The 21,882-nt window shown below is 41.5% G+C and carries 19 protein-coding genes and 1 riboswitch; of the genes, 14 read left to right on the forward strand and 5 right to left on the reverse strand.

What is annotated here, in order from left to right; all coding sequences use genetic code 11:
* Positions 1 to 388, forward strand: a 388-nt coding sequence (locus AAGC65_RS16835) for an amino acid racemase (protein ID WP_343113630.1), incomplete at its 5' end; no start/stop codon positions are given.
* Positions 389 to 553: 165 nt separating this feature from the next.
* Entirely contained in the window at positions 554 to 3,016 is a 2,463-nt protein-coding gene (locus AAGC65_RS16840) for a glutaminase domain-containing protein (RefSeq protein WP_343113631.1), read from the forward strand.
* A 65-nt stretch (positions 3,017 to 3,081) separates the two neighbouring features.
* On the opposite strand, the gene AAGC65_RS16845 is transcribed toward AAGC65_RS16840, so the two are convergent.
* The 3 genes from AAGC65_RS16845 to AAGC65_RS16855 all read right to left on the reverse strand — a co-directional run bounded on the left by AAGC65_RS16845 (position 3,082) and on the right by AAGC65_RS16855 (position 7,068).
* Entirely contained in the window at positions 3,082 to 4,488 is a 1,407-nt protein-coding gene (locus AAGC65_RS16845; protein WP_343113632.1) for a hypothetical protein, read from the reverse strand.
* A gap of 89 nt (positions 4,489 to 4,577) precedes the next feature.
* Positions 4,578 to 6,017 carry a hypothetical protein gene (locus AAGC65_RS16850; RefSeq protein WP_343113633.1) on the reverse strand — a complete coding sequence of 480 codons (1,440 nt, stop codon included), beginning with the start codon at positions 6,015 to 6,017 and terminating at the stop codon, positions 4,578 to 4,580.
* 394 nt (positions 6,018 to 6,411) lie between these two features.
* Positions 6,412 to 7,068, reverse strand: a complete 657-nt coding sequence (locus tag AAGC65_RS16855) for a hypothetical protein (protein WP_343113634.1) — start codon at positions 7,066 to 7,068, stop codon at positions 6,412 to 6,414.
* A 377-nt stretch (positions 7,069 to 7,445) separates the two neighbouring features.
* Here AAGC65_RS16855 and AAGC65_RS16860 point away from each other — a divergent pair, with 377 nt between their 5' ends.
* The 7 genes from AAGC65_RS16860 (at position 7,446) to rplT (ending at position 13,894) form a co-directional block, all read left to right on the forward strand.
* The gene (locus tag AAGC65_RS16860; protein WP_343113635.1) at positions 7,446 to 8,768 is read left to right on the forward strand and encodes an MFS transporter; all 1,323 of its coding nucleotides are present in this window, start codon (positions 7,446 to 7,448) and stop codon (positions 8,766 to 8,768) included.
* A 13-nt stretch (positions 8,769 to 8,781) separates the two neighbouring features.
* Positions 8,782 to 9,510: a (Fe-S)-binding protein gene (locus tag AAGC65_RS16865; RefSeq protein ID WP_343113636.1), complete on the forward strand. Its 729-nt coding sequence runs from the start codon at positions 8,782 to 8,784 to the stop codon at positions 9,508 to 9,510.
* Positions 9,511 to 9,765: 255 nt separating this feature from the next.
* The gene (locus AAGC65_RS16870; protein ID WP_343113637.1) at positions 9,766 to 10,215 is read left to right on the forward strand and encodes a cupin domain-containing protein; all 450 of its coding nucleotides are present in this window, start codon (positions 9,766 to 9,768) and stop codon (positions 10,213 to 10,215) included.
* A 420-nt stretch (positions 10,216 to 10,635) separates the two neighbouring features.
* Positions 10,636 to 12,561, forward strand: a complete 1,926-nt coding sequence (gene thrS, locus AAGC65_RS16875; protein WP_343113638.1) for a threonine--tRNA ligase — start codon at positions 10,636 to 10,638, stop codon at positions 12,559 to 12,561.
* Position 12,562: 1 nt separating this feature from the next.
* Entirely contained in the window at positions 12,563 to 13,129 is a 567-nt protein-coding gene (gene infC / locus AAGC65_RS16880) for a translation initiation factor IF-3 (RefSeq protein WP_090525629.1), read from the forward strand.
* 141 nt (positions 13,130 to 13,270) lie between these two features.
* Positions 13,271 to 13,471: a 50S ribosomal protein L35 gene (rpmI, locus tag AAGC65_RS16885; RefSeq protein WP_022829872.1), complete on the forward strand. Its 201-nt coding sequence runs from the start codon at positions 13,271 to 13,273 to the stop codon at positions 13,469 to 13,471.
* A 78-nt stretch (positions 13,472 to 13,549) separates the two neighbouring features.
* A complete protein-coding gene (gene rplT, locus AAGC65_RS16890) occupies positions 13,550 to 13,894 on the forward strand; it encodes a 50S ribosomal protein L20 (RefSeq protein ID WP_310097646.1) in 345 nt (114 codons plus the stop codon).
* 80 nt (positions 13,895 to 13,974) lie between these two features.
* Here the strand turns inward: rplT and AAGC65_RS16895 are convergent, their stop codons facing one another.
* Together AAGC65_RS16895 and AAGC65_RS16900 are read right to left on the reverse strand one after the other, a co-directional pair.
* Positions 13,975 to 14,712 carry an SRPBCC family protein gene (locus AAGC65_RS16895; RefSeq protein ID WP_343113639.1) on the reverse strand — a complete coding sequence of 246 codons (738 nt, stop codon included), beginning with the start codon at positions 14,710 to 14,712 and terminating at the stop codon, positions 13,975 to 13,977.
* A gap of 65 nt (positions 14,713 to 14,777) precedes the next feature.
* A complete protein-coding gene (locus AAGC65_RS16900; protein WP_343113640.1) occupies positions 14,778 to 16,034 on the reverse strand; it encodes a serine hydrolase in 1,257 nt (418 codons plus the stop codon).
* A 47-nt stretch (positions 16,035 to 16,081) separates the two neighbouring features.
* Positions 16,082 to 16,282: riboswitch (cobalamin riboswitch) on the forward strand.
* 108 nt (positions 16,283 to 16,390) lie between these two features.
* Here AAGC65_RS16900 and AAGC65_RS16905 point away from each other — a divergent pair.
* The 5 genes from AAGC65_RS16905 (at position 16,391) to AAGC65_RS16925 (ending at position 21,650) form a co-directional block, all read left to right on the forward strand.
* The gene (locus tag AAGC65_RS16905; protein ID WP_343113641.1) at positions 16,391 to 18,418 is read left to right on the forward strand and encodes a TonB-dependent receptor domain-containing protein; all 2,028 of its coding nucleotides are present in this window, start codon (positions 16,391 to 16,393) and stop codon (positions 18,416 to 18,418) included.
* Positions 18,419 to 18,428: 10 nt separating this feature from the next.
* Positions 18,429 to 19,514 carry a YncE family protein gene (locus AAGC65_RS16910; RefSeq protein ID WP_343113642.1) on the forward strand — a complete coding sequence of 362 codons (1,086 nt, stop codon included), beginning with the start codon at positions 18,429 to 18,431 and terminating at the stop codon, positions 19,512 to 19,514.
* Positions 19,515 to 19,567: 53 nt separating this feature from the next.
* Complete coding sequence (locus AAGC65_RS16915; protein ID WP_343113643.1) at positions 19,568 to 20,131, forward strand: DUF6580 family putative transport protein; 564 nt, start codon at positions 19,568 to 19,570, stop codon at positions 20,129 to 20,131.
* A gap of 78 nt (positions 20,132 to 20,209) precedes the next feature.
* Positions 20,210 to 20,896 (forward strand): Sir2 family NAD-dependent protein deacetylase, encoded by a 687-nt coding sequence (locus tag AAGC65_RS16920; protein ID WP_343113644.1) that lies wholly within the window; start codon positions 20,210 to 20,212, stop codon positions 20,894 to 20,896.
* Between the two features lie 34 nt (positions 20,897 to 20,930).
* The gene (locus AAGC65_RS16925; RefSeq protein WP_343113645.1) at positions 20,931 to 21,650 is read left to right on the forward strand and encodes a diphthine--ammonia ligase; all 720 of its coding nucleotides are present in this window, start codon (positions 20,931 to 20,933) and stop codon (positions 21,648 to 21,650) included.
* The last annotated feature ends 232 nt before the right edge of the window (positions 21,651 to 21,882 follow it).

Here is a 21,882-nt window from a genome sequence, read left to right on the forward strand (position 1 = left end):
ACATATCGCTACAGAAACAGCAAAGGAAATTGAAAGCAAGGGCTTAAAAACAGTAGGCTTATTGGGTACAAAGTTTACGATGGAGCGCGATTTTTTTAAAAACAAATTAGCAGAACAAGGCATCAGCACCATCATTCCGGACGATGAAGACCGCGAGTTTATTCACAAAACGGTAGCCGACGAATTAGGCAAAGGCATATTCAAACCCGAAACTAAAGCCCGCTACCTGGCCATTATGGATAAGCTTTCAGAGCAGGGAGCAGAAGGGGTGATATTGGGTTGCACGGAAATTCCGCTATTGATCAAAGAAAACGATACCAGCATGCCTTCGTTTGATACCACGCTGATACATTCCAAAGCTGCTGTAAAATTTGCTTTGAGTAGTTAATGTAGGATAGCCCGCACATTTACATATCTCCACATCCGCACGTCCCCAGCTTCTACATATCGTATCAATTAATCGTCAAATTGACGCTTTTTGTAAAAGCATATAAGTTTTAAACAAGAAAATACAATATTTACAACTCCAAATTGTATTAACCACTTATAACACATGAAAAGGTTTCCATTAATTGTTTGCATGGCGTTTAGCGGCCTTTTGGCCCGGGCCCAGGCAACTAAAGCGCCTGCCTACCCGCTTATTACACACAATCCTTATTTCAGCATCTGGTCTTTTTCTGACGAGCTGAACCAATCAACCACTCACCACTGGACGGGAAAAGATCAATCCCTGTTGGGTTTAATAAAAGTTGATGGCACCGTTTACCGTTTTATGGGCAAAGAAGCTGTTGAGTATAAAACCGTACTCCCGGCAGCTAATGAAACCCCATACTCAGTTAAATACACCGAAGCTGATCCTGGTAAAAACTGGGCTGATGAAAAATTTGACGACAACAGCTGGAAAACCGGTGCCGCTCCGTTCAGTAACGACAAAGCCGCTGCTAAAACCTTATGGACAAGCAGGGATATCTGGGTACGCAGAACGTTCACCATTAATGAGCTTAATTTTAACAAACTGGCACTGAAACTGCACCATGATGATGAAGCGGAAGTTTACCTTAACGGCGAAAAAATAAGCGAACAAAGCGGAGCCAACGGCGATCTTCAATACTTTAGCCTTTCCGATGCTGCCATCAGTAAACTTAAAAAAGGCGAAAACGTGCTGGCCCTGCATTGTACCAATACAGGCGGCGGCGCATGGCTTGATGCCGGCTTGGCCGATGAGTTAAAACCCACCGATCATGCCGCTGTTGAACTGGCAAAGCAAACCAATGTTACCTTGAATGCTACTCAAACCGTTTACAACTTTAAATGTGGTAGTGCAGATTTGCAGCTTACTTTTACCTCACCACTATTAATGAGCGATCTGGCCCTTTTATCAAGACCGGTATCATACATCAGCTATAAAGTGAGATCAAATGATGGTAAACAGCATGACGTGAAGGTGTTTTTCAGCGCGGCTACTGATGTGGCCCGTAATACTCCTGATCAGGCTGTTACTACCAAACAATATAATACCCAAACCTTATCAATATTAAAAGCCGGTACCGTAGCGCAGCCCATCCTACAAAAAAAGGGTGATGACGTACGTATTGACTGGGGCTACATGTATGTGGCTGTGCCTAAAACAACCAAGGCTTCACAATTTGTAAGCACTGCAAAAGAATCTGTTGATTCATTTTTCAGCGGCAGCAACAAATCCACCGCCAGCGAGGGTAACAACCTGGTTTTAAATACGGTGATACCTTTCGGCAACGTAGGCCAAACAGCGGTTGAAAAATTTGTTGAGCTGGGTTATGATGATATTACCCCGGTTCAATATTTCCATACCAACTTAAAACCGTGGTGGCAAACCGCGCAGCTGCAAACTATGGATCAATTACTGGCCAAAGCCACGGTTGATTACCCTGTAGTATTGAAAAAGTGCGCGGCCTTCAATACATCCATGTATAAAGATGCCCTGAATGCAGGTGGTACCGATTATGCTAAATTATGCGTGCTGGCTTACCGTCAGGCTATTGCAGCACACATATTGGTAAAAAGCCCTAAAGGCGAAACTTTGTTCCTGTCAAAAGAAAACTTCAGCAACGGATCTATTAACACGGTTGACGTTACTTATCCATCAGCACCATTATTTCTTTTATATAACCCTGAGCTGATGGAAGGTATGCTGAACGGTATATTCTACTTCAGCGAAAGCGGCAAATTCGCACATGATTTCGCGGCGCATGATCTGGGTACTTACCCATTGGCAAACGGCCAAACTTATGGCGAAGGTATGCCTGTTGAAGAATCGGGCAATATGCTGGCGCTAACCGCTGCTATAGTAAGGGCAAACGGCAATAACCCAGCCTACGCCAAAAAACACTGGAAAATTTTAACTACCTGGACAAACTATTTAGCCAAAGAGGGCTTAGACCCGGCCAACCAGCTTTGTACCGACGACTTTGCCGGTCACCTGGCGCGTAATGCCAACTTATCGGCAAAGGCAATTGTAGGTATTGGTTGCTATGCACATTTGGCCGAATTAATGGGTCAGAAAGATGTTGCCTCCAAATACAAAGCTATGGCTAAAGATATGGTGAGCAAATGGATGCAAATGGCAGATGCGGGTGATCATTACTCGCTGGTGTTTGATAAAAAAGATACCTGGAGCCAGAAGTACAACATCATTTGGGATAAAGTATTAGGATTGAACTTATTTCCGCAATCGGTTTATGACCGCGAGGTGAAATATTACCTGACCAAACAAAATGAATACGGAATACCTTTGGACAGCCGTAAAACTTATACTAAAAGTGACTGGATCATCTGGACAGCTACCTTAGCCAAAGACAGGGCTGATTTTGAGGCTTTGGCCAACCCGGTTTATAAATATGCTACATCAACACCAACCCGTGTACCATTAAGCGACTGGCACGAAACTACCAACGGTAAACAGGTAGGTTTCCAGGCCCGCAGTGTGGTAGGAGGTTACTTTATGAAGCTATTGCAACAAAAATGGAATGGCAAATAAGCGGTTCGCCTTTATCTAAAAAAATCCCCGGCAGGTTCAATTTGCCGGGGATTTTTTTGTTAGTGCTAATTACCTGTGGGTACCTTCCAACTGCTATCATCGAAAACAGGATTAAGTTCTATGTTATCATATTGAATATTGAGTTTTTGTTGACCCGAAGTTGATACTTCATGAAAGGGAAGAGTAATACCCTGAACCGGCCGCATATCTGTCAGTACCGAGGTTGATGTTTTACCGGCTACATTATAGCCATAAGCAACCAGTTGATTTTGATCATTTAGCGCAAAAACATAAGTATTGCCGTTAAGCTTGCATTGAACCGTGTATATATTATTGCTCGCGGCTTTTTGAATGTTCAATATCTGCATGTTATCCAATACCGGTTTGCGTAAACCCAGTACACCTGCATACAGCGTGCTTTTGGTTTCAGCTATCTTGTCCGGAGATAAAGTGCTTTTACTTCCGTTTGCCCATTGCCAGCCATTATCTCCCTCGGTTTGTTGAACGGAATTGAGCTTGCCGTTTTTCCATAACTCTACACGGACCTTGTTATTGGCTAAATCAATAAATTCTACTGCCTTCATGCCCATTACGGAAGCAGTTAGCTTGGCTGTCTTCAAATTATCGAGCTTATCGCCACCATGCACGTTATTGGCTTTTATGAGTAAACTCATGCCATCTGTGGCATTGGCCGGTTGCGATGTTGCCTGGATGTTGTTCTGGCTACTTGTAGTAGCAGTAGGTTTAGCTTTGGCGGCAGATGTGTTAGCAGCAGTGCTTTTATTATCGAGGAAATATACGCTGCCATCCACCACAGCCATCGCGCTTTTGGTGCCTGGCTTATCGCTAAAGAAGCTGTGCATCTCTGTTTTGCCATTAGCAAAGGTTAAGGTAAGCAGGCCATCCTTTATTTTATAAGTGCCGCTGCCGCTATCACCGCTGCTGCTGCCACCGCCAACATTAGCTCCGGATATTAAAACAGCTGATGACCTGGAATTGCTGAAATGACCGTTTCCATCAAAATTTAATCCGCCGGTATTTAACGCGCCAACATACACCATAGCCGATGCGCCGCCACCGCCGCCCATAGCTCTCGTAAACTTATAATAGCCAGGAGGGATAACTTCGCCCTGTAGTTTAAACATATCATAACCGTAGCCATATAATGCGGTTTCGCTTTTGATGGTGTATTGCGAAGAACCCTTAGCATAATTTAAGGTAACCTTAGAACCATTTATGGTATACTTGCCGCTTACCCTTGTTTTCCAGTCGGCAGCACCCATGTAGTCATTAAAAGTACCATCGGACCTAAACAAGACCACAATATCCCGGCGACTCGTACCACCGCCAATAATAGGGCTCGGCGAAAACTCACAACCGGCATAAACACCATTAAGGCTTTTAATTTGAGCTTTTGCAGGATAATAAACACCAAAGGTAAAAGCAATTAAGGCGATGATAAAAAATTTCATAGGTCAGGATTTTTTCCTTAAACCTATATCCGTCCATGTTGTTTGATAAAATATTTTAATTAACAAACACTTAATGTAGGTGGTATTGCTTACACACCAGATGGAGTATCCCAACTGCTATTATCGATCACTGGATTGATCTCAAAATTATCGTACTGGATCACCATTTTTTGGGCACCAGTACTGAGTACTTCATGAAAGGGGATCATCACACCCTGTACATCCCGCAGATCTGTTAGGGCAGATACAGTGGCTTGCGGGCTTGTACTTGATTTTGAACCATCCAAAACAAGCTGTCCCTGATTATTAAACGCGAAAATGTATTCGCTACCGTTATACTTACACATCACCGATGTGATGTTGTTATTTATTTTTTTAATGTTCACTACCTGCATGCCATCAATAATACTTTTACGCAAACCCATTATGCCTGAATAAAACGAATTTTTCATTTCGGCGGCCCGGTTGGCCGGTAAGGCGTTTTTATGGCCATTTTGCCATTGCCAGCCGCCATCACCTTCCAGTTGCTCAACAGATGCCAGCTTGCCATTTTTCCAAAGTTCTATCCGTACCTTACCAGCGTTTACATCAATAAGCGAAACTGCTTTGAGCCCCATGATCGTGGCCGAAAACTTAACCGTTTTAACCGCGTCTAACTTAGTACCGCCATGCAGCTCATTAGCTTTTAACAGCAAGGCCTTGCCATCAGTTGCATTACTATTACTGTTATTGTCGGGAGTTGTTGATACGGTGTTGTCGGTATGATTAGTGGCAACAGTATTATTGCCGGTATTGGTCTTTGTCTTAGCCGTACTTTTTGCAGGTTTATCATCTTCACCGTCATCCATAAAATAAAGGTCGCCGTCAATAGCTGCCATAGGCTTTTTATCCTGTATGCGGCAAAAAAAGGTATGCTGTTCAACATGACCATCGCTAAAGGTTAGGGTAAGCTGACCATCGTTTATTTTGTAAGTACCGAAACCACCACCTTTTTTACTGCCGCCGCCGCCAATACTCTCGCCTATAACCGCTGTAGCCGATGACTTACTGCTGCTGAAATGCCCTTTGCCATCAAAATTTAAACCGGCATCATGCGCTGTACCTACAAATATCATCCCGGTACCCATACCGCCCGCGCTGCTGGCGCTCGAAAACTTGTAATAACCAGTTGGCACGGTGCTGCCGTCCAGTTTGCTGAGTACATAACCGCCTCCGTCAAGCAGGCCATCACTCCTGATGGTATATTTATCTTTATTTCCTTTTGGATAAGTAACAGTAAGCTGCTGGCCTACAATCTGGTAATGCGCTGTTACAGCTGTTCGCCAGTCGGGCTTATCCATTTTGTCAGTCAGGGTACCGTCCGGCCTGAAAAGTATCACATAGTCCTGCCGATTCATGCCGCCGCCCATCATAGCGCTTAGTGTAAGCTGTATACCGGCATAAACGCCGTTAAGCGTCTTGGTTTGCGCTGCCGAAGGATTGTTGATGCCAATAGTGCAGGCAATTAAAGCGATAATAAACCATTTCATAGGTCAGGATTTTTTTCTTTAACCTGTATTTGGCCTATGTTGTTTGATTAATTGTGCTAATTAACACACAGTTAATATTGTACACCGGTAGGAGCGTGCTATCAAAAGAGATAATGTTTGGTTTGTATGGCTTGCAAAAGACTCACCCGGTCTGCGCTTCGCTGGACCACCCTCTCTTCGGCTTTGCCGCAAAGAGGGTTGGTGAAAATTTGTCATTGCCAGGAGGACGATGAAGCAATCGCGAACTGTGCAGATGATCCCCCCTGCAAAGTATACGATTGCCACGCTACGCTCGACAAAATTTTTAACCCTCTTTACAGCGAAGCTGAAGAGAGGGTCGACAAGCGTAGCGATGTCGGGGTGAGTCGATAAACAGCTGCCTTTTCATCAGGTATTACTCTTCAGGAGCATCCCACTTATTGTTATCAATCCTGGGGTTAATCTCAAAATCATTATACTCAATAACCAGTTTTTTAAACCCGGTGGTTACCGTTTCCTTAAAGGGAATCATGACGCCCTGTACCAAACGCAGATCGGCTAAGGCCGATACCGATGTTCTGCCTGATGTTTTGTTGGCTTCGGCTACCAGCAGGTTCTGGCTGTTAATAGCAAAAATATAATCGTTGCCGTTTAGCCTGCCCAATACCGAGTAGGTGTTATTTTTCAGTTTTTGCATATTGAGCACCTGCATTTGGTTTAAGGCAGGCTTGCGCAAACCCAGCAAGCCCGAGTAAAATGTACTTTTCATCTCCGCTATGCGGTTAGGGGGTATTGGAGCCTTTTTGCCTTGCAGCCATCGCCAGCTATTATTGCCGTCCAATTGCTCAACAGAAACCAGATTATCATTATCCCAAAGCTCTATCCTTAGTTTTTGATTGTTCACGTCAATATACGATTCCGCTTTTACACCCATGATCATGGCCGAATAACGCATCGTTTTAATAGTATCTAATGAGTGGCCGCCGTGGGCAATGTTTGCTTTTAAAAGCAGTGTTTTCGCGTCGTTATTGTCTGTCAGCTTTCTTTTTATTGTTTTGCCGGTTTCATTCATAGTATATTCATTGGGCAGGTTATCCAAATAAGCTTATTTTAACCCTTATTGGTAAAAAACGTTTTTAAATGCACTATCCGTATAAATTAAAAGATGAAATGCCTCAAAAATTAAACCAATGTTAATGCCTCACCCAACCCTCTACAAAGGAGAGGGCTTTAAAATCCTTTTGTATTCTCCCACATTGGGGAGATTTAGAGGGGAATTTATATCGTTTAATAACACTGAGTATAAAACGGTTTGGATCTTGATTCCTGACTCTTATATCTTGACTCTAATTCTCCATGTCTTGGATTCTTGCCTCTTACATCTTGATTCTTAACTGTTCTAATTCCCTTGTTTACAAAACTCTAAAATTTGTATACTTTTATCGCTTCATGGAATCTAAAAACAATAAGAAAACCATCAGGGCCTGGGCTATGTTCGACTGGGCCAACTCGGCTTATAACCTTGTTATCACTTCAACCATATTCCCGGCTTATTATGTGGCCATAACCACTACAGCAACTAATGGCGGCAGGGTAACATTTTTTGGTAAAAGCTTTGTTAATACGGCGCTTTCTGATTATGCCTTATCGGCTGCTTACCTGGTTATTGTTTTGTTGCTGCCTATACTATCGTCTATTGCTGATTATCGGGGCAACAAAAAAATATTCATGCAATTTTTTACGGCCATTGGCGCCATATCATGCTGTACCCTTTATTTTTTTAAGGCCGATAGCATTGAGCTCGGCATCATAGCCTTTGCACTGGCGGCAATAGGCTACAGTGGGGGCTTTGTTTTTTACAACTCGTACCTGCCTGAAATAGCGACCACTGATATGCAGGACAGCGTGAGCGCTAAGGGTTTTACCTATGGTTACATAGGCAGCGTACTGCTGCAACTCATTTGCTTTGTGTTTGTACTAAAACCCGAACTATTTGGTATAGTTGATAAAACCTTCCCGGCACGTTTATCATTTTTGCTGGTAGGTTTGTGGTGGATGGGCTTTGCGCTGATCCCGTTCACGGTGTTACCAAAAGGCAGCCCTAACGCGCAAAAGCATGACCATAATATAATTAAAGGCGGTTTTATAGAGTTAGGAAAAGTTTGGCAGCAGGTTAAAAATATGCCGCTGCTAAAAAGGTTTTTACCGGCCTTTTTCTTTTACTCAATGGGGGTACAAACCATTATGCTGGTAGCTACAGGCTTTGCGGCAAAAGAGTTGCATATGCCTACCGCGGCGCTTATTACCACCATTTTAATTATACAGCTGGTGGCCATTGCAGGTGCTAATATCATGTCGCGCCTGTCAGGCAAATACGGCAATGTAAAAGTGCTTATCATGGTAGTAATTATTTGGATACTGGTTTGCGCGGCGGCTTATTTAACCACTACCAGCACCCAGTTTTATATTGTAGCTGCTGTGGTTGGCTTGGTAATGGGCGGTATACAATCCATGTCCAGATCAACGTACTCTAAATACCTGCCCGAAAACATTCCGGATACAGCATCGTTCTTTAGTTTTTATGATGTGACCGAAAAATTGGCGATAGTAGGCGGGGTGTTCAGTTTTGGCTTTTTTGAGGAATTAACCGGCAGCCCACGCAATTCTGTACTCGTATTGGCCATCTTTTTCATTGTTGGATTAATATTATTGCTTTCTTTGCTATCAGCCGGAAAAAAGTTTAAGAAAAATAAGGATTTTAGCGCCGTATAATTTTGTGTAAGAGATGAAGATCGAGTTGTTTGTACCCTGTTTTATTGACCAATTGTTTCCCGATACCGCTTTTAACACTATCAAAGTGTTGGAGAAAGCGGGCTGTAAGGTTAGTTTTAACCCTAACCAAACCTGCTGCGGTCAGCCTGCTTTTAACGCGGGTTTCTGGGACGATGCCAAAGCGGTGGGTAACAAATTTCTGAACGATTTTTCGGACGATAGCGTGATCGTAACCCCATCTGCATCTTGCACAGGAATGGTTAAAAACTACTATAATGATCTGTTTACCAATACGGCCGTTCACAATAAATGCCGCAGTATACAGGGCAATATCTATGAACTGTCGGACTTTTTGGTGAACATTCTCCAATTCGATTACTTTGGCGCTGAGCTGGACGGTAAAGCCGTTTACCATGACAGCTGCTCGGGCTTGCGCGAATGCAAAATTAAAGATGAGCCGCGCCAGCTGCTATCTAAAGTATTAGGCTTAGAACTACTTGAACTAAAAGATAACGAAACCTGCTGCGGCTTTGGTGGCACCTTTGCCGTTAAGTTTGATGGTATATCGAGCGCTATGGCCCAGCAAAAGGTTGATAACGCGCTGGCGGCAGGAGCGGAGTACATCATCTCGACTGATGCATCCTGCCTGCTGCACCTGCAAGGCTATATCGACAAAAATAGTCTGCCCATACAAACCATGCACTTGGCCGATGTGCTGGCCCTGGGCTGGGGAAATGTGTAGGTTTTGATTGGAGAATTGAGATGTTCGATTTCGGATTTTCTCTGAACCGGGATTAATTAAGCTTCCACCATTTTTTGTCATTCTGAGGAACGAAGAATCTATTCACAGCATGCAAAGTTTAGAAATAGATCCTTCGTTCCTCAGGATAAATAACCACCCGCTATCAAAATATATCCCCTAAATTGGTGATACCTTAACCCAATTCAGGGATTTAAACCATTGTTTAACCAGCCGATTTTTGCAATAAAAAAATCTATGGAAAATAACTTTTGGTTACTTGGCATTCACCGCAACATTATAGCCGACTGCAATGATACAAACGGACAATATGATTTTATTGAAGGCGTAGCGCAACCCGGATCTAAAACTCCACCACATATTCATCATCAATACGCGGAAACAGAATATGTTATTGAAGGTGAACTATCTATCATTACCGATACGGGTACCATTGTGCTGAAACCGGGGCAGGGATACACTATTCCTAAAGGTAAACCGCACGCTTTAGCGGCGACAGGGCAAATTCCCACCAAAACAATCACCGTGTTTTCGCCCGGAGGTTTTGCAGAGGTGATCAAAACAGTTGGTATTCCGGGTATGTTAGCAGATGGCTTACCGGATAAGAAAACCGATATGGAGCTTTTTAATGCCTTATCCGGCGCAATTGGCGATGTTACCCTGAGTGCTGATACTTTTAAAGTTTAAGAAGTTATAGCTCATTAAAATTTCGTATCTTTATATCAACCAACAGCCCGGTTCTCTGATTTAAGAGAACCGGGCTGTTTTGTTAACCGGGTAACATCTAAAAATCACCATGCACCTCTTTTACATGCTGACTATTAGGTACTTAAAACTTTTTAAACCTTTAAAAAGTAGCTTAAAACGATTTATAATTGAGAAATTTGAGCTTATTTCCGAGTTTTTTGGTCGATTTTGATGCTTTTTCGACTCATTTTAGGGTTAAAATTTGTTAAAATTTAATTTTAAAAAGTTCTTGCAGTCTGCTGAAATTCAAAGCGGGAGAACAAAATCAAAATAAAATTGTAATTTCGAACGAAATATAAAAGATCACTTTGTAGGTGATTGAAAAACGTAATTTTATAAAAATTTAAATCATAGTTGTAGATGATTAGTATTACACTCCCTGATGGTTCCGTTCGTCAGTACGATAAAGGAATCACTTCCATGCAGATCGCGCAGTCGATCTCCGAAGGATTAGCAAGAAATGTATTAGCAGCCGAAGTTGATGGCGAGGTTTGGGATGCCAGCCGCCCCATTGAAAAGGATTCGCATGTTAAATTATTAACCTGGAATGATGCTTCAGGCAAGTCAACCTTCTGGCACTCATCGGCTCACCTAATGGCCGAGGCACTGGAAGCCCTGTATCCAGGTACAAAATTCGGTATAGGCCCGGCTATTGAAACCGGCTTTTATTACGATGTTGATTTTGGTGACAAGGTTTTATCTTCTGATGAGTTTAAACAGATAGAGGATAAAATGGTGGAGCTGGCCAAAACCAAGGAAGAATTTATCCGCAAACCGGTAAGCAAAGCTGATGCTATTGAATATTTTACCGAAAAAGGCGATGAGTACAAGCTTGACCTGATCAAAGATCTGCCAGATGGCGCTATCACTTTTTACACTCAAGGTAATTTTACCGACCTGTGCCGCGGGCCACATATCCCTAATACAGGTTTTATAAAAGCTGTAAAACTGATGAGCTTAGCCGGTGCATACTGGCGCGGAGACGAAACACGCAAGCAGCTTACCCGTATTTACGGCGTTACTTTCCCTAAGGCAAGTGAATTAACTGATTACCTGCACATGATCGAAGAAGCTAAAAAGCGTGATCACCGTAAACTGGGTAAAGAACTGGAATTGTTTGCCTTTTCTGAAAAAGTGGGTATGGGCCTGCCTTTATGGTTACCAAAAGGTACCGCACTGCGTGAGCGCTTAACCAGCTTTTTACAAAAAGCACAGGTTAGGGCAGGGTATGAGCAGGTGATCACCCCGCATATTGGGCATAAAAACCTGTATGTAACTTCTGGTCACTATGAAAAATATGGTGCCGATTCATTTCAGCCAATAAAAACCCCGCAAGAGGGTGAGGAGTTCTTTTTAAAACCAATGAACTGCCCGCACCACTGCGAGATATATAAAACTAAACCACGTTCATACAAAGACCTTCCGGTTCGTTTAGCTGAGTTTGGTACTGTTTACCGTTATGAGCAAAGCGGCGAGCTGCATGGCTTAACCCGTGTACGTGGCTTTACTCAGGATGACGCGCACTTGTTTTGCCGCCCCGATCAGGTAAAAGAGGAGTTCATGAAGGTGATTGACCTGGTGTTATATGTGTTTAAAGCTCTTGGCTTTGAGGACTATACTGCTCAGATTTCCCTGCGTGACCCTGAAAACAAGGCAAAATATATTGGTACCGATGAAAACTGGGCTTTGGCAGAATCTGCGATCATTGAAGCGGCAGAAGAAAAAGGTTTACGTACTGTAACTGAGCTTGGCGAGGCCGCGTTTTATGGCCCTAAGCTTGACTTTATGGTGAAAGATGCCCTTGGCCGTAAATGGCAGCTGGGTACCATTCAGGTAGATTATAACCTGCCTGAACGTTTTGAACTGGAATATACTGGTAGCGACAACCAAAAACACCGCCCGGTAATGATTCACAGGGCTCCATTTGGCTCGATGGAACGTTTTATTGCTGTATTGATTGAGCATTGTGCGGGTAATTTCCCGCTGTGGTTATCGCCAGAGCAGTTTGTTATCCTGCCTATATCAGAAAAATATGAAGAATATGCAAAAAAACTTTCTGATATGTTAAAAGATTCCGATATTTGCGGGCTAATTGATTTCAGAGACGAGAAAATAGGGCGGAAGATACGCGATGCTGAAGTCAAAAAGATCCCTTATATGTTGATCGTAGGTGAGAAAGAAGCTGCCGAAGGCATGGTTTCTGTCAGAAAGCACGGTCAGGGTGACTTAGGGAGCATGAGCATAGAAGATTTTAAAGAACAAATAACTAAAGAAATAAAAGTATAACTTGGCATTAAACAAACCTTTCAATAGAGGACCAAGGCTTCCTTTTAAGAAAAAAGAAGCTGAACACAACATTAATCAATTCATTAGAGCTCAGGAAGTTCGTTTAGTAGGCGATAACGTTGAACAAGGAGTTTACTCTTTAAGAGATGCACTGGCTATTGCCCAGGAGCAGGAATTGGACCTGGTTGAAATATCTCCGAACGCGGTTCCACCGGTTTGTAAAGTAACGGACTATAACAAGTTCATTTACGAACAAAAGAAAAAGCTGAAAGAGATCAAGAGCAATGCCAAGCAAACGGTTATTAAGGAGATCCGTTTTGGACCAAATACTGATGATCATGACTTTGAATTTAAATTAAAGCATGCTATTAAGTTTTTGGAAGCCGGCGAAAAGGTAAGAGCCTACGTGCACTTTAAAGGTCGTGCCATTGTGTACAAAGAGCAGGGTGAAATATTACTGCTACGTTTTGCACAAGCGCTTGAAGAAGTTGGTAAGGTAGAGCAATTACCTAAACTTGAGGGAAAAAGGATGTTTTTAACCCTGGCTCCTAAAGCAGCTAAAAAATAGATATGGATGTTGGATATGGGCTTAGGCTTATATCCAATATTTAAATAAAAATAAACGTGAAATATGGGCTTCAGATGACCCAGAGGTAATTTAACCTCACATCTGAAATCTCCTATCTAACATCTAAATAAATAAATAGTTATGCCAAAAATGAAAACCAATTCCAGTGCCAAAAAGCGTTTTAAGCTTACTGGAACCGGTAAAATCGCAAGAAAAAACGCATACAAAAGCCACATCTTAACCAAGATGTCGACTAAACGTAAACGTGCACTTGGTCACACCAGCTTAGTATCTGATGCCGACATGGGTAACGTTAAACGTATGCTTTGTATCGGAAAGTAATTCACAATTTTTTTAACCAGGTATTAGAGTTTTAAGTTCTGTTATAAATACAGGCACTCACTACCAAAATCAAACAAGATGCCACGTTCAGTTAACGCAGTAGCGTCGAGAAGACGCAGGAAAAGGATCATGAACCTCGCCAAAGGTTATTGGGGTTCAAGAAGCAAGGTTTACACCATTGCAAAAAACACAGTTGAAAAAGGTTTACAGTACGCTTACCGTGACCGTAAAACCAAAAAAAGAGAGTTTAGAGCTTTATGGATTCAGCGTATTAACGCTGGTGCCCGTCAGCACGGAATTTCTTACTCTCAGTTAATAGGTAAATTAGCAGCAAAAGAGATCGGTTTAAACCGTAAAGTACTGGCTGATTTAGCAATGAATCACCCTGATGCTTTTAAAGCCATCATTGATGCAGTAAAATAATACGAAACGCTCAGCGTTTTATGAAAAAGGCCGCAATTTGCGGCCTTTTTTGTTATGCGGGTAATTAATAGTAATGGCGATTACTCAATTATAATGACTGTAGGAGCATAATCTTCAGGATCGTTATCTATATCCATATACTGTTTAAAATTCTGCACGTCTTTATCAACCATTTTTTTAAATACCGGGTTTAGTACCTGCGCTATACCAGCCCCTAAACCACCGGCAGGTGGCTGATAACTGATCACCACATCAACAATAGTTCCTTTACCATCTAAGGCATCCTGAAAGCGTACTTTGCCAGCATTATTGATCATGGAATCGGGCAGGGAGCTCCAGCCAATCATTTCATCCGGTTCATCTCTTACTATTTCGGCGTGCCAGCTTACATTAGCCATGCCCGAAGGTAATTTTAAAACCCAGTAAGAATATTGGGCGTCAATCATTTCAACACTTTCCAGGTGTTTCATGAAAAGCGGCAAATTGTCGAGTTTACGCCAAAAGCTATAAACTTTATGCCTGGGCTTATTTACCGTAAATGAAGACCGGATATTTACATTAACCGGGTTGGTAGATAGTTTGCCAATGCGTTTATATAGCTCGCAATGACCGGTGATGCCACGGTTTAGCAAATACCCGCCGGCCCCAATTTTAAGTACACTGGCAAAGGGATTAGAAAAAATGTGTTTAAAACCCGAAAAGCCAAGCTTTACACCTCCAACAATAGATGTGTAACGCTCGGGCCAGTTCAAATTTATTCGGTCATCCCCGTAAAGTACAGGGTAATTATCAGTATATTTTATTATTGTAGTTGCCATAGCATGTTTAAATAGGTTTAAAATTTAAACAGCTTTTAACGCGCTAAGTTTTTGCTAATTGAACTTTATTTAACCATACTGTAACTAAATTTAAATTTAGTTAAATCTGGGAGGTGCTTTTTGGGTCGTTTAAGTTCATATTGGTAAAGCATTCGGCCCAGATTTTTTAAAAATGGCAGGCAAACGGTGGCGTACTCATATTTGTTGTCATTGTAAATTCCATCTTCGTTTGATTGCACTACGGCCGTGACCATAAACTCTACCTTGTTTTTAAAATCGACTATATAGGCATTGTCAATATCATATCCATAGCTGTCGCCCACCTTATTAAATATCCGTATATCCGGGTCAATGGTTGCGGTACTATCGCCGCCATAAAACAAGAACTTGCAATATGCAGGGAAATATTCAGGCCGGTTATAGGTTGGTTTTTTATTTTCCGTCGGGAACATGCTCATGTAGTGATAAATAAAACTATAATCGGCCGGTGTTAAGTAATAACGCTGCTCTTTTGGAAATGCTTCGGGGAAAAGCAACCGCTTTAATACTTGCTGTTGGTCGGCAATAGAATAAACATTTTTGTTGCTGAAGTCAAAGGGTTTATTAACTAATCTGTCGCTGCTATCCATGTAAGCTTTGCCTTGTATCAGGTTCTCCAGTTGCATGGGATAATCGTTATTATCATACAGCGCCGGTTTATGATAAATTGGTTTGCCGTTATTAAAAAAGTCGACAGGGTTGGTATGCCGCGTACTTTCCCCTGCATCACCAATGGCCAGCCTGCCAACTATCCTGGTATTGTTCAGCTGATATTTCTTTAGTTTTTGGTTAATCTCTTTGCGGCCAACAAACTCATACAGGCGGTTAAAAGCATCATTATCGCTTACCAGCAATATCTTTTTGATGTAATTCTCTATGCTGGGCAAACCACTGCGCGATGAAGTATCGGTCTTAACTTTGGTTTGTCCCGCAAAAGCGCTGTCGGTGATCATCACCGACTTTTTTGTGAGTCCGTTTACATGCAGCTCGTTCAGTTTTTCAAGCGCGAAAATGGCTGTAGGCAATTTAACCGTACTTGCCGGATAAAAATAATGCTTTGCATTAAGCCGGTAACTGTATGATTTAAAATGAGGTATGTTGTTTTTATCCCGATCGATTTGTGTGTATAATATTTGTACTTCGTTATGCGTCGGGTGGTTTAATATGCCACTAAACAGTTCCGGGTGATTTTGTAAAAGATCCTTTAAAAAAGAAGTATCAGGTTGTTGTGCCAAACTGCACATGCTCATTAGTAATAATAAACAGGTAAAATATAGTTTCATCAGGCATAAATATAATAATTGTAGTTTGTGGTTGTTAATACTTATCCTACTTTTGCTGTGCTTTAGGTTTCATTCAGTAATTACTGAAACGAATTAAAAGGGAATATGGTGAAATTCCGTAACTGTCCCGCAGCTGTAAGCTCTTTAACCATTGTTCACTCTTATTGTCACTATCTGTTCAGGCAGATGGGAAGGCAGAACAACGTGGGGAGCAAGTCAGAATACCTGCCGTAGCACTACACATTATTCATAGCTTTCGGGGATTGAGGCTTGAATGTAAATACTCTTCTATTAGTGTGTTTTCATTTCAAATTACTCTGTTTCTGCATGTGCGGTGATGCTTTGCGTGCAACAACATGAAAAAAAATTTACATTGTGTTTATAAGCTTTTACCTGCTTCGGCCCTGGGGGCTGTGATTTTTATGTTGCAGGTTACATTGTCTAATAAAGCATCGGCACAAACAGACACGGCAAAAAAACTTAATGAAGTAACCATTTCCACATCAACCATACCACAAATACAAACTATTACCCCGGCCCAACAGGTATCAGCTATTGATTTTACACGCAACAGTGCGTTCACAGTCGCGGATGCTATCAGAAATTTCGCTGGTGTTAACATTAAGGACTACGGGGGTATTGGTGGCGTAAAAACAGTGCTGGTGCGTAGTCTTGGTGCTAATCATACTGGTATATTTTACGATGGTGTACAGTTAAATGATGCGCAAAACGGGCAAATAGATTTAGGCAGACTTAATTTAAACAATGTACAATCAATAACGCTTTACAATGGGCAGCCGGATAATATATGCGCGCCGGCCCGTGCATTTGCCTCGGCGAGCGTGTTATCCATCAAAACTATAAGGCCCTCACTAAACGCAGAGAAGCCTTATCAGGTGCTTGTGGGGATTAAAGGTGGCTCATTCGGACTCATTAATCCATATATCCAATGGCAGCAGCGAATTAGTAAAAACTGGTCGGCAGTTGTCAATTCATATCTTGAAAAGGCCGACGGTCAGTATAAGTATAAAGTAAACGGTGATGGTTCGGATACTTTGGCCACGCGGCGAAACGGAGATATTAAGGCTCAACAGGCTGATGCTGCGCTGTATTGGACAAAATCTGACAGTAACCAGTTTAACCTGCATGTAAACTATTACAACTCAAACAGGGGATTGCCCGGTGCGGTTGTGTTTTACAATCCTTACTCCAAGCAACGTGTGCAGAACCGGGATATATATGTGCAGGCAGGTTATGAGCACTTATGGACTAATAGCTTACACCTGCTGTTAAACACCAAATTATCAAGATTATACACTCACTACACTGATCCTGATTTTTTAAACAATCAGGGTGGGTTAAACTATAAATACACGCAGAAGGAAGTTTATCAATCGGCAACGCTGGCTTATCACATTTTGAGTAACTGGGAGGTTTCTTATGCTGCCGACTTTGCTTATACTCACTTGGATGCCAATGTTGCAAATTATGCTTGTCCGTCAAGAAGTACTTTATTGAACGCGATAGCATCAAATTTGGTTGCAGGTAAATGGCGTTTTCAGGGAAGCCTGCTCAATAGTAATATCAGCGAATCGGTTAAAACAGGTAAATCATCCGCTTCGCGTAATGTATACTCGCCTGCGTTAATGGCTACCTTTAAACCATTTAATAATTCAAATTTTCAGTTAAGGGCATTTTATAAAAACTCGTTCCGTTATCCAACTTTTGATGAATTCTACTATTTCGCTATACAGGTGCGTGACCTTAAACCTGAATTTGCCAAACAGTATGATTTGGGCGCCACCTATACCAAAAGCCTGAACTCATGGCTTGATTATATTACATTTACTGCCGATGCATACTATAATAATGTAACGGATAAAATACTGTCTATCCCTAATCAAAATCCCTATATATCATCTATTAGTAATTTAGGCAAGGTTGACGTTAAAGGTATAGATGTAAGTATAAAAACACAATCTAAACTTAGCAATAACTGGCGGGCTTTATTGACTGCGAATTACAGCTTTCAAAAAGCAATTGACGTGTCAGATCCTGCAAGTTCCGTTTACCTCGAACAAATTCCTTATTCGCCTAAACATACTGTGGCTATTAACGCCGGCATCGATCATCAGCGATTTGGTATTTATTACAACCAGATACTTTCGTCGTCAAGATATTACAGCGGTGAAAATTTACCTGAAAACTTGCTATCGGGATATTCGGTAAGTGATGCATCAGCGGTTTACAATTTTCTGATTAAAAGTAAACAGGTAACAGCTTCTGTCGAAGTAAACAACCTGTTTAATGCCAACTATGCGGTTATCAGGAGTTTCCCTTTGCCCGGCCGTTCATACCGGCTTTCAATTCAAATAAAAATTTAAAATTACAGATATGAAACAGTTAAAACTTAAAAATTTATTCATTGGCGTGGCAGCTATATCGTCGCTTGCGTCATGTCACAAAGATAAAATCAATCCGAACGATGATAAGCCGATTGATCCATTAACCAACAAGGCTGGTATTTATATATTAAATCAGGGCGCGTTTAATGCTAACAACAGCACCTTGACGTATTATGACTATGCAAGTAAGAAGCTTGTACCTGATCAATTTAAAACCATCAACGGCCGGGGATTAGGCGATACGGGTAACGATATTAAGATATACGGCTCAAAAATGTACATCGTTGTAAACGTATCCAGCACGGTTGAAGTTGCTGACGCTAAAACTGCAAAGTCAATTAAAAAGCTTGATTTCTTTGATAACACAGTTGCCCGCCAGCCACGTTCGGTAGCATTTTATAAAAATATGGCGCTGATAACCTCCTATGATGGTACGGTAGCCGTGCTTGACACTGCATCGCTTACCGTGACTAAATACATAAAAGTTGGCCGGAACCCGGAGCAATTGGTTGTTGCTAATGATAAGCTGTATGTTGCCAATTCAGGTGGTTTAGATTTTGGTAATCCGGATAAAACGGTATCAGTTGTTGATTTGAATACTTTAACCGAAACCAAGAAGATAACCGTTGCCTTAAATCCGGTTAGCATAGCTGCCGATAAATATGGTGATGTATATGTAATTTCAATGGGCGATTTTGATAAAGTGTTACCATCATTAACCATCATCAATACAGCCACGGATGCAGTAAAACAACAAAGTGATTTATCCGCAGCTTATGGTACACCAATAATTACATCGGGTGATTTTGCCTATTTTGTTACCGCCGACAATAAAATTCAGGTTTTTAATGTAAAGACAGAAACTTTAGAAAAGGCAAGTTTTATAAGTGATGGAACAGTGGTAACCACCCCATTTGGGCTTAAAATAGATGAAGAAACAGGGGAGTTGTTTGTTACTGATGCTAAAGATTATAAATCAAACGGAGAAGTTTTCGCCTTTGATAAAACGGGTAAAAAAGAATATTCTTTAACCACTGGTATTACTCCGGGAGCTATTGCTTTTGTTAAAAAGTAATGTTTTTATATTTAATACATTTATAAGTATTTTTACTGCATAAATTTTTGATCATGACTTCAAAGGATAATACAACACGCAACATCGTACTGATACTGATGATCGTGATAGCTGCCGCTTTCAGACTGCTGGCTTTCGAATATAAAGAGTTGAGCAATTTTAACCCGGTAGGTGCTATTGCTATTTTCGGAGGCGCATACTTCACCAGTAAGTGGAAAGGTTATTTAACCGTGTTGCTTACTTTATTTACAACAGATATCATTTTGGGTTATTTGTATTTTTCCAAACTAACTTTATGGTATAGCGGCGCCGAATGGACTTATTTAGCATTTGGTTTAATGGTTTTAGTGGGTACTTTAGTGAAAAAAGTAAACGTATTGAACGTAGTCTTGGCTTCTGTTGTATCCGTGTTGATACATTGGTTATTAACCGATTTACCAGGCACATTGTACCCGCATACATTAGCCGGTTACGGTACTTCATTAGTGAATGCTATTCCGTTTGAATACAACATGGTATACGGTAATCTTGTATTTGGTATTTTGATGTTTGGTGGTTTTGAGCTCGCCAAAACAAAATATACCTTTTTACGTACAAAAAAGCAGTTGGCTCTATAATGAAAAAAAATAAAATAGAAAAGCGATCTGCTCCAAAGCAGGTCGCTTTTTTTATGGGCACATAATTTATTTATAAAAATGAAAAAACTGGTAGTACTAACTGGAGCAGGGATCAGCGCGGAAAGTGGACTAAAAACCTTCAGGGATAGTGATGGTCTGTGGGAAGGTTACAATATTGAGGATGTTGCCACGCCGGAAGCCTGGGAACACAACCCTGTCCTGGTACAGGAATTTTATAACGCGCGCCGCAAATCTGTACTGGAAGCTAAACCTAATGCTGCTCATTATGCGTTGGCTCAACTGGAAGAAAAATACGACGTTACTGTTATTACCCAAAACATTGATGACCTGCACGAACGTGCAGGCTCAACCAATGTGGTGCATTTGCACGGAATAATCACGCGTTCCCAGTCAAGTATTGACCCAAGGCTTACTTATCCGATTGATGGTTGGGAACTAAGAATGGGCGAGGTATGCGAGTTAGGTTCGCCTTTAAGGGCTCATGTAGTGTGGTTTGGAGAGGATGTACCGATGATTGAACCTGCTGCCCGCATATGTGCCGACTCAGATATATTTATGCTCGTGGGATCCTCTTTGGCCGTTTATCCCGCTGCCGGTTTAATTAGCTATGTAGGTCGGGAAGTGCCCAAATATATCATCGACCCCAAAATACCAGAAGTAAGGGTTAATGGGCCGCTTATTAAAATACGAGAAAAAGCAACTGTCGGATTGCCGGCCCTGGTAAATGAATTACTGAAAAACTAAACTCTCTTAGCTAAAACTGCAACATCTGAAGCTAATGCCAACTAATTGTATATTCAACTGGAGCGGTGGAAAAGACAGCGCCCTTGCCTTGTACCACTGCCTTTTAAATGCCGAATTAGAGATCAAATACCTGGTAACGACTATTAACGATACTGCCGACAGGATATCAATGCACGGCGTTCGCACAGAATTATTAATTAAACAGGCCGAAAGTATAGGAATACCGCTGTACCAGATACGCCTGCCTGAAATGCCCGCGATGACGGAGTATGACGACGCCATGCGTTATCATTTAACCCAATTTAAGAACGAAGGTATTACCCATGCCGTTTTTGGTGATATATTTTTGGAGGATCTCAGGAGCTACCGTGATGAACGCCTCAATGAAGTGGGGCTGCAGGGGATTTATCCTTTATGGAAACGAGACACTAATGCAGTGATCAACGAGTTTTTTAAACTGGGATTCGGTACGGTGATAGCCTGTACTCAGGCACGGTTAGAGCGAATAGTTGGCAAGGAGATAAGCCCTGAATTGATAAACGCTTTACCCGATGATGTCGACGTATGTGGCGAGAACGGGGAGTTTCATACGTTTGCATTTAAAGGTCCAATCTTCAAAAAGGAGATAGCCTACAAAACCGGAGTGAAGATATTTAAGGAGTACCAGGCACCTAAAAACTCTAACGACTCCTGTGTTTCACCTGCAGATCAAAAGCCCGCAGGTTTTTGGTATTGCGACCTATTATCGGCCTAACTTCCCATTTATTTGGTTGAAAATATCACCAAATATAATTTTTTAAATTATTATAACTATGTATATAACAGTTATTTATTTGTTTTATATAAAGTAAGTATACCATATGAAGTATTTTATACCTACTTTTTGGGGTAAATAGGGGGTGGCCAACCAAATAAAATTCTGCTTTAATGATTTAAAAATTATAATAGGTTATTTTACAAATAGTTATATATGTTATCTGTTAATA

The sequence above is a fragment of the Mucilaginibacter sp. genome (assembly GCF_039207105.1).
GTDB lineage: Bacteria > Bacteroidota > Bacteroidia > Sphingobacteriales > Sphingobacteriaceae > Mucilaginibacter.